At 61.1% G+C, this 15,163-nt stretch carries 14 protein-coding genes; 5 read left to right on the top strand and 9 right to left on the bottom strand.

The genetic code is table 11. The features are described 5' to 3' along the window. Nucleotides 1–80: 80 nt before the first annotated feature. On the top strand, nucleotides 81–2,018 hold the full coding sequence (locus tag FFI16_RS25355; protein WP_138817300.1) for an ATP-dependent DNA helicase RecQ: 1,938 nt from the start codon (nucleotides 81–83) through the stop codon (nucleotides 2,016–2,018). A gap of 23 nt (nucleotides 2,019–2,041) precedes the next feature. Continuing rightward, nucleotides 2,042–2,473, top strand: coding sequence for a thioesterase family protein (locus FFI16_RS25350; RefSeq protein ID WP_138817299.1), 432 nt, complete (start codon nucleotides 2,042–2,044; stop codon nucleotides 2,471–2,473). A gap of 144 nt (nucleotides 2,474–2,617) precedes the next feature. Here FFI16_RS25350 and FFI16_RS25345 read toward each other — a convergent pair whose 3' ends face one another. The 3 genes from FFI16_RS25345 to fdhD form a co-directional block, all read right to left on the bottom strand. Continuing rightward, nucleotides 2,618–3,097: a glycine zipper domain-containing protein gene (locus FFI16_RS25345; protein WP_138817298.1), complete on the bottom strand. Its 480-nt coding sequence runs from the start codon at nucleotides 3,095–3,097 to the stop codon at nucleotides 2,618–2,620. Nucleotides 3,098–3,422: 325 nt separating this feature from the next. Continuing rightward, a complete protein-coding gene (locus tag FFI16_RS25340; RefSeq protein WP_138817297.1) occupies nucleotides 3,423–5,771 on the bottom strand; it encodes an FdhF/YdeP family oxidoreductase in 2,349 nt (782 codons plus the stop codon). Then, nucleotides 5,768–6,607, bottom strand: a complete 840-nt coding sequence (gene fdhD / locus FFI16_RS25335; RefSeq protein ID WP_138817296.1) for a formate dehydrogenase accessory sulfurtransferase FdhD — start codon at nucleotides 6,605–6,607, stop codon at nucleotides 5,768–5,770. Before fdhD ends, FFI16_RS25340 begins: the two co-directional genes overlap by 4 nt. Nucleotides 6,608–6,840: 233 nt before the next feature. Here fdhD and lysM point away from each other — a divergent pair, with 233 nt between their 5' ends. Continuing rightward, nucleotides 6,841–7,281, top strand: coding sequence for a peptidoglycan-binding protein LysM (gene lysM / locus FFI16_RS25330; RefSeq protein ID WP_138817295.1), 441 nt, complete (start codon nucleotides 6,841–6,843; stop codon nucleotides 7,279–7,281). A gap of 58 nt (nucleotides 7,282–7,339) precedes the next feature. Here lysM and yrfG read toward each other — a convergent pair whose 3' ends face one another. Further along, a complete protein-coding gene (yrfG, locus tag FFI16_RS25325; RefSeq protein WP_138817294.1) occupies nucleotides 7,340–8,002 on the bottom strand; it encodes a GMP/IMP nucleotidase in 663 nt (220 codons plus the stop codon). Between the two features lie 87 nt (nucleotides 8,003–8,089). On the opposite strand from yrfG, the gene nudE reads away from it, so the two are divergent. Continuing rightward, complete coding sequence (nudE, locus tag FFI16_RS25320) at nucleotides 8,090–8,656, top strand: ADP compounds hydrolase NudE (RefSeq protein ID WP_017135384.1); 567 nt, start codon at nucleotides 8,090–8,092, stop codon at nucleotides 8,654–8,656. Then, nucleotides 8,653–9,489: a 3'(2'),5'-bisphosphate nucleotidase CysQ gene (gene cysQ / locus FFI16_RS25315; protein WP_056860705.1), complete on the top strand. Its 837-nt coding sequence runs from the start codon at nucleotides 8,653–8,655 to the stop codon at nucleotides 9,487–9,489. Before nudE ends, cysQ begins: the two co-directional genes overlap by 4 nt. A gap of 128 nt (nucleotides 9,490–9,617) precedes the next feature. Here cysQ and FFI16_RS25310 read toward each other — a convergent pair whose 3' ends face one another. The 5 genes from FFI16_RS25310 to rfbB all read right to left on the bottom strand — a co-directional run bounded on the left by FFI16_RS25310 (nucleotide 9,618) and on the right by rfbB (nucleotide 15,016). Beyond that, a complete protein-coding gene (locus tag FFI16_RS25310) occupies nucleotides 9,618–10,073 on the bottom strand; it encodes a thioesterase domain-containing protein (protein WP_138817293.1) in 456 nt (151 codons plus the stop codon). Between the two features lie 17 nt (nucleotides 10,074–10,090). Further along, complete coding sequence (locus FFI16_RS25305; RefSeq protein ID WP_065930830.1) at nucleotides 10,091–11,476, bottom strand: sigma-54 dependent transcriptional regulator; 1,386 nt, start codon at nucleotides 11,474–11,476, stop codon at nucleotides 10,091–10,093. Continuing rightward, nucleotides 11,473–13,281, bottom strand: a complete 1,809-nt coding sequence (locus FFI16_RS25300) for an ATP-binding protein (RefSeq protein WP_138817292.1) — start codon at nucleotides 13,279–13,281, stop codon at nucleotides 11,473–11,475. Before FFI16_RS25300 ends, FFI16_RS25305 begins: the two co-directional genes overlap by 4 nt. Nucleotides 13,282–13,346: 65 nt before the next feature. Further along, nucleotides 13,347–13,892: a dTDP-4-dehydrorhamnose 3,5-epimerase gene (gene rfbC, locus FFI16_RS25295; RefSeq protein ID WP_138817291.1), complete on the bottom strand. Its 546-nt coding sequence runs from the start codon at nucleotides 13,890–13,892 to the stop codon at nucleotides 13,347–13,349. A 41-nt stretch (nucleotides 13,893–13,933) separates the two neighbouring features. Continuing rightward, nucleotides 13,934–15,016, bottom strand: a complete 1,083-nt coding sequence (gene rfbB / locus FFI16_RS25290; RefSeq protein WP_138817290.1) for a dTDP-glucose 4,6-dehydratase — start codon at nucleotides 15,014–15,016, stop codon at nucleotides 13,934–13,936. Between the last annotated feature and the right edge of the window lie 147 nt (nucleotides 15,017–15,163).

Genomic DNA, 15,163 nt, shown 5'->3' with positions numbered 1-15,163 from the left:
TTGTAGCGTTTATCCCCGAGCGTTTACCGATCGCTGGTCTATGTTTTTGACTCGTTCAGCGGTCAACGGAGTGACAGCTTATGCACAACACCCTCCAACAGGTCTTTGGTTATCCACAATTTCGTTTGGGCCAGGAGGCCGCGATCAGCGCAGTGCTGGCCGGTCGTTCGGCCGCGGCTATTTTCCCCACCGGTTCCGGCAAGTCTTTGTGTTATCAGCTGTCGGCGGTGCTGTTGCCGCACCTGACGCTGGTAGTGTCGCCGCTGTTGGCGCTGATGCAGGATCAGTTGGGTTTCCTGCAGCGCCATGGCATTTGCGCCGGCAGTATCGATTCGGCGCAGAGCCGCGAAGACGCCAATGAGGTGATGGCGCGTGCGCGTTCGGGTGAGCTGAAAATCCTGATGATTTCCGTGGAGCGCTTGAAGAACGAGCGCTTCCGTAACTTCCTGCAAAGCGTGCAGATTTCCTTGCTGGTGGTGGACGAAGCGCACTGTATTTCCGAGTGGGGTCACAACTTCCGTCCGGACTATCTGAAGCTGCCGGACTACCAGCGCCAGTTCAATATCCCACAAGCGTTGCTGCTGACGGCTACAGCTACGCCCAAGGTGATTGCCGACATGCAGGCCAAGTTCGCCATTGCGTCGGATGATGTGATCACTACGGGCTTCTACCGGCCGAATCTCAACCTGCTGGTAGAGCCGGTGAGCGGCCACGACAAGCGTCGGCGTTTGGTCGAGTGGATGAGCGAAAGGGCCAATCAGCCAAGTATCGTCTACGTCACCCTGCAAAAAACCGCCGAGCAGATTGCCGAACACTTGAACCGCAGTGGCATCCAGGCCGAGGCGTATCACGCCGGGTTGCCCCACGATAAACGCGAGGGTATCCAACAGCGCTTCATGGGCGGGCGCTCCAATTGCATCGTTGCCACCATCGCGTTCGGCATGGGCATCGACAAGAGTGACATCCGCAATGTGGTGCACTTCGACCTGCCCAAGTCCATCGAGAACTACAGCCAGGAAATCGGCCGCGCCGGGCGTGACGGGCAGCCGTCCGACTGCCTGGTGCTGGCCAACCGTGACAGCCTCAATGTGCTGGAAAATTTTGTATATGGCGATACGCCGGAGCAGCAGGGCATTCGCCGTGTGCTGGAAGAGTTGCAGGCAGCGCGAAGCGAGGGCCAGTGGGAGTTCCTGTTGAGGTCGCTGTCGGACCACAGCAACATCCGCGAGCTGCCGCTCAAGACGCTGCTGGTGCAGTTGGAACTCAAAGGTGTGATCGCACCGCGCTATGCGTTTTACGCCGAATACCGCTTTAAGTACCTGATCGAACCCGAGGCGCTGCTGGCGCGTTTTTCCGGCGAGCGGCAGCAGTTTGTCGCGGCGATCATCCAGGTGTGTAAACGCGCCAAAGCCTGGGCGACGGTGGATTTCGATGCGCTGTACCAACAGCACAATGCCGAGCGCAGCCGGGTGGTGAAGGCGCTGGATTACTTCCAGGAACAGGGCCTGATCGAGCTGGAAAGCAAGCAGATGACCGAGGTCTACAGCCTGCTCGATACCGACTTTGATCCTCAAGCACTCAGTGAGGAGTTATACACAGGCTTCAAGCAACATGAAGTGACGGAAGTGGCGCGGATCCACGCCATGCTCGATCTGTTTGCCACCGAGCATTGCCTGGGGCAACGTCTGGCCAAGTACTTTGGCGATGAAAACGCCCCTCTGCGCTGCGGGCATTGTTCGGTATGCCACGGCCACGTCGCACATTTGCCGCCGCCGCCGAGTTTGCCGCCACTTGTGGATAAAAATTTCATGGGGCTGTGCGGTGATTTTATCCACAGGCATCATGAGCACACCATGAACCTGCCAGAAGCGGAACGGCTGACACGGTTTCTCGGCGGTATCAGCGTGCCGCTGTTTACCAAGCTGAAGACGCGAGGCATACCGGGGTTTGCTGCGCTGGAGGATTACCCGTACGCCGAAGTGCGTGAGTGGGCGCAAGCCCATCTGAATGACCTGTAAACCCACTTTCCAGAGAACCGCCCATGCCCGACTCAATGCCGCAACGCGCCGATTACCGCCACTTCCAGCCGATCATCACGCGTTGGCACGACAACGATGTGTATGGCCATGTGAACAACGTCACCTACTACAGCTTTTTCGACACGGCGGTGAATACCTACCTGATTGAAGAAGGTGGGCTGGATATTCATGACGGTGAGGTGGTGGGGTTTGTGGTGAGTTCAGCGTGCGACTATTTCGCCTCGATCGCGTTTCCGGATCGGCTGGATATCGGCCTGCGGGTGGGCAAGCTTGGTAACAGCTCGGTGCAATATGAATTGGCGGTGTTCAAGGCCGGCGAGGATGAAGCCTGTGCGGCAGGGCGGTTTGTGCATGTGTTTGTGGACAGGGCGTCGAACCAGCCGGTGGCGATTGCGGGGAAGTTGCGCGAGGCGTTGGAGCGGTTGGTGGTCTGACCTGGCCCTGGCAAGCACCCTGACCCTAATGTGGGAGCGGGCTTGCTCGCGAAAGCGGTGTGTCAGCCAGCAAATTAGTTGACTGACAGTCCGCTTTCGCGAGCAAGCCCGCTCCCACATTGGTTTTTCAGTGTTCTTTAGGCCTTACCGATGACGGTAGTGGTGCTTGTTCTTGCGATGCCCATAGGCATGCCCGCGCCCACGGTGGTCATCTCGGTCGTAACGACGGTTATCACGCCCGCGGTAACGGCGGTCGTCGTCATCGCTCTTGTTGCCCATGTAGTTACCCAGCGCGCCGCCCGCACCACCGCCGGCTGCTGAGCCGACCAGTGCACCGGTGCTGCCGCCAACGCTGCGGCCCACGACGTTGCCGCCGGCTGCGCCCAGTGCGCCGCCAATAGCGGCTTCGCCACGGCTGCGTTTGTCGGCACCCACCGCGCTACCGCCCGCGCCACCCAAGGCGGCGCCGATGGTGGAACCGGTGTTGCCACCCAACTGCTGGCCGACAACCGAACCTAGAACCCCGCCCAATGCGCCGCCCACACCGGCTTCGGTGGTGCCACCGGCCATGGCTGCGCCACTGACCAGGCCAAGGGACAACAAGAGAATCGAGGAGAACTTCATAGAGAGACCTCAAGAGGATGACGGCGCGATCCTGAGGTTGTATCGAGGCGCTGACAATCGAAAACCGACCGGCGGTACAGGTTGTATACAATTTGCTAAGTTGCTGTTTTGTATAGGGAACTTAAGTCGATTTTGTGAGTCTTTAGCTACTTCGGAAGGGCCGCTTTTATGCAAAAGCGGCCTTTTTTTGTGCCTGAAAAATAGAGGGCGACTGTGCCGGCCTCTTCGCGAGCAAGCCCGCTCCCACATTTTGAATGCATTTCAAGTGTGGGAGCGGGCTTGCTCGCGAAAGCGGCAGCTCAAGCAAAGAAGAGCCCGTATCAAGTCAGGCTGAGCGGGCCATGATCAAGCCACTGTCGCTCGCCGCTTCCAGGCAAATCGCCACGAACTTCGACGTCGGCGTATGGCTGCCATCCCCGGTGCTTTCCAGCGGCACCAGCGGGTTCACTTCCGGGTAGTACGCCGCCGCCTGGCCCGCCGGAATATCAAACGCCAGCAAGGTAAAGCCCTTCACGCGGCGCTCGCGGCCATCTTCCCACAGCGACACGATGTCAGCCTTCTGCCCCGGCTTGAAGCCCAGGCGGATAATGTCGGCTTCGTTGACGAACAGCACGTCACGCTGGCCCTTGACCCCACGGTAGCGGTCGTCCAGGCCATAAATAGTGGTGTTGTACTGATCGTGGGAGCGCATCGACTGCATGATCAGGTCCGGCACCCGGCCTGTGGCATGGGTGCGTTCGTGGATCAGGTCTTTGGGCAGCACGTTCGGGCGGAAATTGGCGCGGCCCGACGGCGTGTTCCAGCGGCGTGCACCGGCGGAGTTGCCCAGGTAGAAACCGCCTGGGTGCTTGATGCGTTCGTTGAAGTCCTTGAAGCCTGGGATGGTGTCGGCGATCAGGTCGCGGATGCGCCCGTAATCGGCCACCAGCCAGTTCCAGTCCACCGGCTTGCTGCCCAGCGTGGCGGCGGCAATCCCGGCCAGAATCGCCGGCTCGGATTTCATCAGCTTCGACAGCGGCTGCAGTTGGCCATTGGAGCCGTGCACCATGCTGAACGAGTCTTCCACTGTCACCGCTTGCGGGCCGTCGGCCTGGATATCAATGTCGGTACGGCCCAGGCACGGCAGAATCAGCGCGTCTTTGCCGTGCATGAGGTGGCTGCGGTTGAGCTTGGTGCTGATCTGCACGGTCAGGTCGCAGCTGCGCAGTGCTTCGAAGGTGCGCGGGCTGTCTGGCGTGGCTTGGGCGAAGTTGCCGCCCAGGCCGATAAACACCTTGGAGCGGCCTTCGAGCATGGCATGGATCGCCTCGACCACGTTGTGGCCGTTGGTGCGCGGCACCTGGAACTGGAAGCGACGCTCCAGCGAATCCAAAAACGCCACCGGCGGGCGTTCGTTGATGCCCATGGTGCGGTCGCCCTGCACGTTACTGTGACCGCGCACCGGGCACAGGCCGGCGCCTGGGCGGCCGATGTTGCCGCGCAGCAGCATCAGGTTGGCGATTTCCTGGATGGTCGGCACCGAATGGCGATGCTGAGTGATGCCCATCGCCCAGCACATGATCACGTTTTTGCCTTTGGCGTACATGCGCGCCGCTTGTTCGATCTCGACCAGGCTGAGGCCGGACTGCGCGACGATTTCATCCCACGAGGTGTCGTCGATCTGGCCCAGGTACTCCAGCACATTGACGCTGTGTTCATTGAGGAAGTCGTGGTCGAACACCGCCTCTTTGCCTTCGGCCTGGGCCTGGCGCTCCCACAGCAGCAGGAACTTGGCCATGCCGCGCAGTATCGCCATGTCGCCACCCAGCGCCGGGCGGAAGTACGCGGTGTTGGTCGGCTTGTCGCCGTTGGTGAGCATTTCCAGCGGGTGTTGCGGGTGCTGGAAGCGTTCCAGGCCACGCTCTTTGAGCGGGTTGATGCACACCACCTGTGCGCCACGTTTTACCGCTTCGCGCAGCGGTTCGAGCATGCGCGGGTGGTTGGTGCCGGGGTTCTGGCCCCAGACGAAAATCGCATCGGCATGTTCGAAGTCATCAAAGGTCACGGTGCCTTTGCCCACGCCAACACTTTGCGCCAGGGCGACGCCGCTGGCTTCGTGGCACATGTTCGAGCAGTCCGGGAAATTGTTGGTGCCATAGGCGCGCACAAACAGTTGGTACAGGTACGCCGCTTCGTTGCTGGCCCGGCCCGAGGTGTAGAACTCGGCCATGTCCGGGCTTGGCAGGGCGTTGAGGTGCTTGCCGATCAGGTCAAAGGCGGCGTCCCAGCTGATGGCTTTATAGCGGTCGGTCTCGGCGTCATAACGCATCGGCTCGGTCAGGCGGCCTTGGTATTCCAGCCAGTAGTCACTCTGCTCCAGCAGCGCGGTCACGCTGTGCTTGGCGAAGAAGGCGGCGTCCACGCGGCGTTTGGTGGCTTCCCAGTTGACCGCTTTGGCGCCGTTCTCGCAGAACTTGACCATGCCGCTTTCCGGCGAATCGCCCCAGGCGCAGCCAGGGCAGTCGAAACCGCCGTTCTGGTTGGTCTTGAGCATCATGCGCAGGTTTTTCATGGCGTTGTCGCTGGTCAGCCAGGCCTGCGCCACGCTGATCAGTGCGCCCCAGCCGCCGGCCGGGCCTTTGTAAGGCTTGTAGCGCGGGGTCGGGGTTTGGTCGGCTTGGTGATGCATGCTCATGGCTGGTTCTCCATCGCAGGGCTGTAAACCCGCGGCGCACTTTTCTGCGGCAGGTGGATGAGATTGAGGTTGTGCCGGCGCGCCCATTGCAGGGCCAGGCCGGTGGGCGACGACAGGCTGACCAGGGTCTGAATGCCTGCGCGCAACACTTTTTGAATCAATTCGAGGCTGCAGCGGCTGGTGACAATCGCCAGTCCGCCGTCGGTCGGAATTTTTTGCCGGATCAGCGCGCCGATCAATTTATCCAGGGCGTTATGTCGGCCGATGTCTTCGCGACCCATCAGCAACTCGCCCTGGTTATTCATAAAGATCGCCGCATGTACCGCGCCGCTGTGCTGGCCCAAAGGCTGAAACGCGCTGATACGTTGACGCAGGCCGTCGAGCCATTCGGCGGGTGGCAAGGGCGCGCCGGGTAACACTTGCAGGTCCGGCAGCGCTTGTTCTACGGCTTCTACCCCGCACAGGCCGCAGCCGCTGGTGCCGGCCAACTGGCGGCGCTGCAGTTTGAGGTTCCAGAAGGCGCGGCTGGAGATCTGCACTTGAGCGTACTGGGCAGAGCCTGTGCCGCTGAGTTTCAGATCATAAATGTCGCTAACGTCGGCGATAATGCCGCTGCCGATGCTGAAGCCAACGATGAAGTCTTCCAGGTCGGTGGGCGTCACCAGCATCACCGCCTGGCTGATGTCGTTATAGGCAATCGCCAACGCCACTTCTTCGGCCAACGCAGTGCTGGCGATTTCAGTGTGTTCGAGATTGCAAAACTGGTAGCTCTGGCTGGCGGCTGGCGCGGGCGTTTCGAGGGCAGGCGCCGCGCAGACTGGGCGCTTGGCGTTCATGGGGCAGTACCACCGAAGAAATGATCAATGTTTAGACTAGGCGCGACAAAGGGTCGCGTCTAATCGGCTGTACTGATCTATTGATAGATGGCGTCGATCACGGCGTCTGTTGCGGCCTTATTCCAGGCAACACGCAAGTTAGCGTGTTTGGGTCTTTGGCCGGCCTGGAACCCAAGTCTGCAGGACTGGTCTAGTCTTGGGCATCTGGAACTTAAACCCAAGGAGAGCGCACCATGAGTATTTTTAGCTTTGTTAAGGAAGCAGGCGAGAAGTTGATTGATCTGTTGACGCCGGGTAATGCCAATGCTGGCGAAGAGTTGAAAAAGCATATCGAAGCGGTAGGGTTGGGTAACCCGAACGTTCACGCCACCGTCGAAGGTGACAAGGTGACGATCACCGGTGAAGTTGCCAGTCAGGAAGAGAAAGAAAAAATCCTTCTGGCGGCGGGTAATATTGCCGGTGTTGCCAGCGTGGATGACCAGATTACTGTGTCCGGCCCCGCTGTCACGGCCGCTCGTTTTGTTGTGGTGAAAAAAGGCGACACCCTCAGCGCGATTTCCCTGGCGGTGTACGGCAACGCCAACCAGTACAACAAAATCTTCGAGGCCAACAAGCCGCTGCTTAAAGATGTAAACAAAATTTACCCAGGCCAGACACTGCGTATTCCTGAGTAATACACAGGCCTAAATGTGGGAGCTGGCCAGCTCCCACATTTACATTCCCACAATTACATTAGAGCCCGGCGATGAGATCTCGGTAATCATCGACTGCCGCAAACTCCCCTGTGTCCTTTGGCCCCTTCTTACTGTCCGGTTCTTTGACCGCCAGCAAATGCCCCACGCCAAAGTCGCGCGCACTGCGCAGGATCGGCAAGGTGTCATCGATAAACAGGCTGCGGGCCGGGTCGAACTGGATGTCGGCTTGCAAGGCATCCCAGAATTGCCGGTGTTCCTTGGCAAAACCGTAGTCGTGGGAACTGATCAACCGCTCGAAATACGGCGCCAGTTCAATGCGTTCCAACTTCAATGACAGCGAATCACGATGGGCGTTGGTGATCAAAATCACGCGCTTGCCGGCCTGTTTGATCGCCGCCAGAAAAGTGTCCGCGTCCGGGCGCAGTGCGATGAGGTGCGCGGTTTCCAGTTTGAGTTCGCGCACCGGGATGTTCAGCTCGGCACTCCAGAAATCCAGGCAATACCATTGCAACTGTCCGGCGTTACGCTCGAACAGCGGCTGCAACTCCATGTCGGCCATGGCCCGGCTCACGCCGTGCAGCTCGGCATAGCGCTGGGGCAGGTGCTCCATCCAGAAGTGGTTGTCGAAGTGCAGGTCGAGCAAGGTGCCGTCCATGTCCAGCAGGACGGTGTCGATGGCGTGCCAGGGCAAAGAGGGCATGGGGCGTTCTCATGTAAGTAAAGATATCCGACACAGACAATCGGAAAAGCCACGGTATAGTAACCCGATCACGCCAAGGAGCCGCTTATGCGCCAGAAACCCACCGTCCTCGCCCGCGAAATAGTCGCCAGTAGCCGTTTGTTCCGCGTGGAGGAAGTGCAATTGCGCTTTTCCAATGGCGTTGAACGGACCTACGAGCGCCTGGTAGGCCGCGGTGCCGGTTACGGCGCGGTGATGATCGTGGCGATGATCGATGCCGACCACGCGTTGCTGGTGGAAGAGTACTGCGGCGGCACCGACGAATATGAATTGTCCTTGCCCAAGGGCCTGATCGAACCTGGCGAGGACGTACTGGCGGCGGCCAACCGCGAACTCAAGGAGGAGGCCGGTTATGGCGCGCGTCAGTTGGAGCACATTACCGAGCTGTCCTTGTCGCCTGGTTACATGAGCCAGAAAATCCAGGTGGTACTGGCCACCGAGCTGTATGAAGAACGCCTGGAAGGCGATGAACCAGAGCCGATGCGCGTTGAGCGCGTCAACCTGCGCGAGCTGTCGATGCTGGCGCAAAACGAGCAGTTCAGTGAAGGCCGTGCATTGGCGGCCCTGTATTTGGTACGAGACCTGTTGACCCAGCGTGGAGCTTTTGTCGCATGAGCGAACTGTTTTTAGGCCATCCGTTTATTGCCCCTGTGATCGAGCTGGCGCGCCAGGCAGGTGAAGTCATCCTGCCGTATTGGCGTGCGGATGTGGCGGTCACCTCCAAGGCGGATGATTCGCCGGTGACGGCGGCCGATTTGGCGGCTCACCATTTGATCCTGGCGGGCCTTACCGCCCTGGACCCGAGCATCCCGGTGCTGTCCGAAGAAGACGCTGATATCGACCAGAACGTGCGTGCCGGCTGGCAGCGCTGGTGGTTGGTGGACCCGCTGGATGGCACCAAGGAATTTATTTCCGGCAGCGAAGAATTTACCGTCAACATTGCGTTGATCGAGCAAGGCCGCGTGGTGTTTGGCGTGGTGTCGATGCCCACCAGTGGCCGTTGCTACTTCGGTGGCGCGGGCCTGGGCGCGTGGCGCTCGGACGTGAGTGAGGCGCCCAAGCAGATCCAGGTGCGCCAGACCCCGGCGGCCGGTGAGGCCTTTACCGTGGTTGCCAGCCGCCGCCATAGCAGCCCGGAGCAAGAGCGCCTGCTCAGTGGCTTGAGCGAAGGCTTGGGTGAGCTGAAACTGGCGAATATCGGCAGCTCGCTGAAATTCTGCCTGTTGGCCGAAGGCAGCGCCGATTGCTACCCGCGCCTGGCGCCGACGTCGCAGTGGGACACGGCTGCAGCCCAGGGTGTGCTGGAAGGCGCGGGCGGGGAGGTGCTGGAGTTGAGTGGTGCGCCGTTCAGCTATCCGGCGCGGGCTTCTTTGCTCAATCCGTTCTTTCTGGCGTTGCCGGCCAAGGCCGCGTGGCGCGAAAGGTTACTGACTTTGGCCAGATCTTAAAGCCACAGCAAATCGAAATGTGGGAGCGGGCTTGCTCGCGAATACGGTGTATCAGACACATATACAGTGACTGGCACTCCGCTTTCGCGAGCAAGCCCGCTCCCACATTTGGTTTTGTGTTGTGGCAGTTAGCGGTGCAGGACGTATTGGCCAATAAAGTTAACGGCTCGTTCTTCACTGCCCTCATTCACAATCCACGTCTCCAACGCCAGCCGCGCCCGGCCATAGCGCTGGTACGTCGCCACAAAGCGCTTCCACACCTTGTCTTCCGGCGCGGCGCAAATGGCAATCGCATCCTGGGTCACCGGCAGCGGATAACTGATCTGCCCTTCCTGAATCACGATATGCCCGTCTTCAACACCTTCTTCGCGCAGCTTCAGGTGCAGCCAGCCCCAACCCGCCAACACGGCGCCGCAATAGAGGCTGCCACCGAACATGGTGCTCTTGTGGTTGATATTGGCCTGCAAAGGCAGGTGCAGCTGCAGTTGGCTGTGTTGCCAGTCGAGCACCTTTAGGCCCATTTCCCGGGTGAGGGGAATGTCGTGGTGAAGGATCGATTCCAGGTAGCGGCTGTCGCGGTTCATGGCGGTCTCTTGGCGGGTCATTCGTCGTCGGCGCTATGGCTGGCGCTGTCGGCGAAGTTCAGGCCGTGCTTGCGCAGTTTGTCGTGCAGGGTTTTGCGCGGGATGCCCAAGGCTTCGGCGAGGCTGCGCACCGAGCTGTGGGGGCGGGTCAGTTCGGCGGCGATCAGGCTTTTTTCGAACTGCTCGACCTGATCGCTCAAACCGCCAGAGGTTGATGTCAGCACGCCCGCAGCGGGGTTATCCGCCGTGGCATCGAGTGCCAGTTCCAGCCCAAGGGCAAAGCGCTCGGCTGCATTTTGCAGTTCGCGCACATTGCCCGGCCAGCTGTGGCGCAGCAGTAGCGCGCGTTGGCCCGGTTGCAGTTCGTGCAACGGCAGGCCGTGGCGGCTGCTGGCTTCGTCGGCAAAATGCTGAAACAACATCAGTGCGTCTTCACCGCGTTCGCGCAACGGCGGAATGCGCAGTGGCGCAACGTTGAGACGGTAATACAAGTCGGCCCTGAAGCGTCCCTGGTCGGCGGCCTGGCGCAGGTCTTCCTTGGTGGCGGCGATGATGCGGATATCCAGCGGGATCAGCTGATTGCCACCCAAACGCTCGACCACACGCTCCTGCAACAGGCGCAGCAGCTTGACCTGCACGTCCAGGCTCATGCTTTCGATTTCATCCAGGAACAGCGTGCCGCCATTGGCAAACTCGAACTTGCCGATGCGGCGTTTCTGCGCGCCGGTAAAGGCGCCGGGCTCATGGCCGAACAGCTCGCTTTCGACCACCGATTCCGCCAGTGCGCCGGCGTTGATCGCCACAAACGGCCCGCTGCGGCGGCTCGACAGGTCGTGCAGGGCACGCGCCACGACTTCTTTGCCGGCGCCGGTTTCACCGAGGATCAGCACGTCGGCGCGGGTCGCCGCCAGGGCGCCGATCTGCTCACGCAGGCGCAACATCTGCGGCGAATGCCCGACCAGGCGCGTGCTCAATTGCTGGCGATCACTGAGGGCCAGGCGCAGGCTGCGATTGTCCAGCACCAGGCGGCGCAGGGCCAGTGCGCGGCGCACGCTGTCGAGCAGGGCATCACTGGCGAAAGGTTTTTCGAGGAAGTCATAGGCCCCGGCGCGCATGGCTTGCACCGCCAGCGGCACATCGCCGTGGCCGGTAATCAGCAACACCGGCAGGTCCGGGTCCTGGCCGTGCAGTTCGGCCAGCAGCTCCAGGCCGTCCATGCCGGGCATGCGTATATCGCTGACCACCACGCCCGGCCAATCGCGGGACAGGCGCGCCGTGAGGCCCGTGGCTTCGCCCAGGGTCAGGACTTTAAGCCCGGCCAGGTCCAGGGTCTGGCACAGGGCCTGACGCAAGTGTGGATCGTCGTCGATCAACACCACCTGGATCTGGTTATCGATACTCATACACTGCGGTCCTCGGACGGTTGCAGACTTACGCCCGGCGAGCCGGCACGCAATTTCAGGGTTAACAGCGCGCCGCCTTCCTTATGGTTGGCGAACAACAGTTCGCCGCCAAAGGCACGCATCAAGGTGTCACAGATCGCCAGGCCCAACCCCAAGCCCTGGGTGCGGGTCTTGGTGGTGTAGAACGGCTCGCTGGCACGGCCCAGGGCTTCCATGCAAAAACCTGGGCCGTTGTCGCGAATGTACAGGTTGACGCCCTGTTCGGTGGTTTGGGCACTCAGCCACAGTTTGCGCGGCGGGCCTTTTTCGGTGAGGGCGTCGAGGGCGTTGGCCAGCAAGTTGCCGAGCACCTGGCGCAGGCGGGTTTCGCCGGCTTGCACCCACAAGGTCGCCTCGGGCAAATCGCGGATCAACTCCACCTCCATCGAGCGCCGCCGCTTGGCCAGCAACGCCAGGGCATCGTCGAGTGCCGGTTGCAGGGCCACGCTTTCCGGGGCGTGGCGGTCGCGGCGAGCGAAGGCGCGCAGGTGCGCGATGATCGAGGCCATGCGCCCGGTCAGTTCGCTGATCAGCTTTAGATTGCCACGGGCGTCGTTGGTGCGTTCGTGGTCGAGCAGGATCTCGGCGTTTTCCGCGTAGCTGCGGATCGCCGCCAGCGGCTGGTTGAGTTCGTGGCTGATACTCGCCGACATGGTGCCCAGCGCCGACAGCTTGCCGGCCTGCACCAGGTCATCCTGGGCGCGCACCAGTTCCTGCTGGGCGTGTTCACGCTCCAGCACTTCCTGTTTGAGGCGGCGGTTGAGGCCTTCGAGGTCGCTGGTGCGCTCGATCACACGCGCTTCCAGTTCGCGACGGGCCTTGGCTTCGAAGGCGATGCGCTCCAGGTAATGGCGACGGCGCTGCATCATCAGACCCAGCAGCAACATCAGCACCAGCAGCGTCGCGCCGCCAACGGCCACCACGGTGCGCACCGGGCGATTGATCAGCGAGCGTGGCGCAAGAATTTCCACGGTCCAGCCGGTTTCGGCGATGGCCGTGGATTGGCGCAGCCAGGCCGTGGTGCTCAACGCCAGCGGTTGCGGGTCGCGGGTCGGGTAGGGCTGGATGGCAATGATTGCCTGGCGTTCTTCTGCCGTGAGCGGCCGGGTCGCACGGAAGCGCCATTGCGGGCGCGAGGTGAGGATGACCACACCGTTGTGGTCGGTCACCAGCAGTTGCTCGGGGGTTTTGCCCCACAGGCTTTCGGTGTGGTCCAGGTCGACCTTGACCACCAGTACGCCGATGATGGTGGCGCCATCACGCACGGCGGCGGCGAAGAAGTAGCCGCGTTTGGCCGAGGTGGTTCCCAGGCCAAAAAACCGCCCCAGGCGCCCGGCCATGGCTTCGCTGAAATAGGGGCGGAACGAGAAGTTACGGTCGACAAAACTGTCCTGCTTGTCCCAGTTGGAAGCGGCGAGGGTCTTGCCGGTGGTGTCCATCAGGTACATCACTTCCACCCCGGCCTGGGCGGCGACGTCCTTGAGCAGCAGGTTGGCGTTGGTCAGGTTGGCGCTGACGTGGGGCGCGTCCAGTGCGGTGCGCAGGGCCGGCAAGTCACCGAGGATCTGCGGCAGCACTTCATAGCGGTGCAGGGTGCCGAGCAGGTTGGCGACGTAGAGGTCGAGGGTCTGACGGTTTTGCCCGGCCAGTTCGCTGCGGTAATAGCGCTCGGCCAGATGCTCCAGCGGCCACAGCAGCGGTGCCAGGCACAACGCCAGTAAGGCGAGGCTGCGCCAGCGAGGTCTACGCGGGAGGGGTGGAGTCATGGGAGTCATGCGCCTGTGGGGACAGGCGCATTATGCCTAGGGCCGGCGTGCAAGGCACTCGCCGGTCATGCAAACAGATCGGCGTCTGCCAAGGCCTTGCCGTTCTGATCCTTGGCGGACAAGGTCGGCGTGCCCTCAAACTGCCAGTCAATCTTGAGTTCCGGGTCGTCCCAGCGAATACAACGCTCAGCCGAAGGTGTGTAGTAGTCAGTGGTCTTGTAGAGGAACTCGGCATGGTCGCTGAGCACTACAAACCCGTGGGCGAACCCCTCTGGAACCCACAGTTGGCGGTGGTTTTCGGCAGACAGGCGCACGCTGGTCCACTGGCCGAAAGTGGGCGAGCTGCGGCGGATATCCACCGCCACGTCCAAGACCTCACCGGCGGTTACCCGCACGAGTTTGCCCTGGGTGTTTTCTATCTGGTAGTGCAAGCCGCGCAGCACGCCCTTTTGCGAGCGAGAGTGGTTGTCCTGCACAAACTCCAGCTGCAGGCCGGTGGCTTGGGCAAACGCCTTGGCGTTGAAACTCTCATAAAAAAAGCCACGCTCATCGCCAAATACCTTCGGCTCGAGGATCAATACTTCGGGCAGCTTGGTCGCGATTACATTCATTGGTTTCCCTCGCCGGGTGAACAGGTCGTGTGATCAGAACTTTATGCGATCAGGTCTTTTGGGTCGGTATTACCCAGGCGCTCGCCTTGATAGCTGCCGTCCTGGACCCTGCGGCACCAGTCCAGGTTATCGAGGTACCACTGCACGGTTTTGCGCAGGCCGGTTTCAAAGGTTTCTTCCGGGACCCAGCCCAGCTCGTGTTCGATCTTGCTCGCGTCGATCGCGTAGCGCTGGTCGTGGCCCGGGCGGTCTTTGACGAAGGTGATCAGGTCGGTGAACTTCTCCACACCGGCCGGGCGTTGTGGTGCCAGTTCTTCGAGCAGGCCGCAGATGCCGCGCACCACATCGATATTTTTCTGCTCGTTGTGACCGCCGATGTTGTAGGTCTCGCCCACCACACCTTCGGTGACCACTTTCAACAAGGCGCGGGCGTGGTCTTCGACGAACAGCCAATCGCGAACCTGCAGGCCGTCGCCGTAGACCGGCAGGGGCTTGCCGGCGAGGGCGTTGAGGATCACCAGTGGGATCAACTTTTCAGGGAAGTGGAACGGCCCGTAGTTGTTGGAGCAGTTGGTCAGCAGCACCGGCAGGCCATAGGTGCGCTGCCAGGCGCGCACCAGGTGGTCGGAGGCGGCTTTACTGGCCGAATACGGCGAGCTGGGTGCGTAAGGCGTGGTTTCGGTGAACAGGTCGTCCACGCCGTGGAGGTCGCCGTACACTTCGTCGGTGGAAATATGGTGGAAACGAAACGCGCTCTTGGCCGGTTCTTCCAGGGTCTGCCAATAGGCGCGGGTGGCCTCCAGCAGGCTGTAGGTGCCGACGATGTTGGTCTGGATAAAGTCCGAGGGGCCATCAATGGAGCGGTCGACGTGAGACTCGGCGGCCAGGTGCATGATGGCCTGTGGCTCAAAGCGCGCCAGCACGGCGCTGACGCTGGCCTGGTCGATGATATCGGCCTGCACGAACTCATAGCGGCTGTTGGCGGCGATGCTGGTGAGTGACTCCAGGTTGCCGGCGTAGGTGAGTTTGTCCAGGTTGAGCACTTCGTGCTCGGTGTGTTGGATCAGGTGACGAACCAGGGCAGAACCGATGAAGCCGGCGCCGCCGGTGATGAGAATGCGCATTCAGAGAGCCTTTTTTCCAAGACAGACGTTAAGCCAGAGCATAGCTTGAGTTGCGCAACAGGGCGGCGCAAGCGTGCGGCGGTATGAGGGGGTTGCCTTCTGCCCTCGGGTAATGGCGATATAGACGCTTAAAAAAACCGAGGTCGT

Origin of the sequence: Pseudomonas sp. KBS0710, assembly GCF_005938045.2 — a bacterium.
GTDB lineage: Bacteria > Pseudomonadota > Gammaproteobacteria > Pseudomonadales > Pseudomonadaceae > Aquipseudomonas.
Note: the sequence above shows the minus strand (reverse complement) of the source record. Positions and strands in the feature narration are given on the sequence as shown.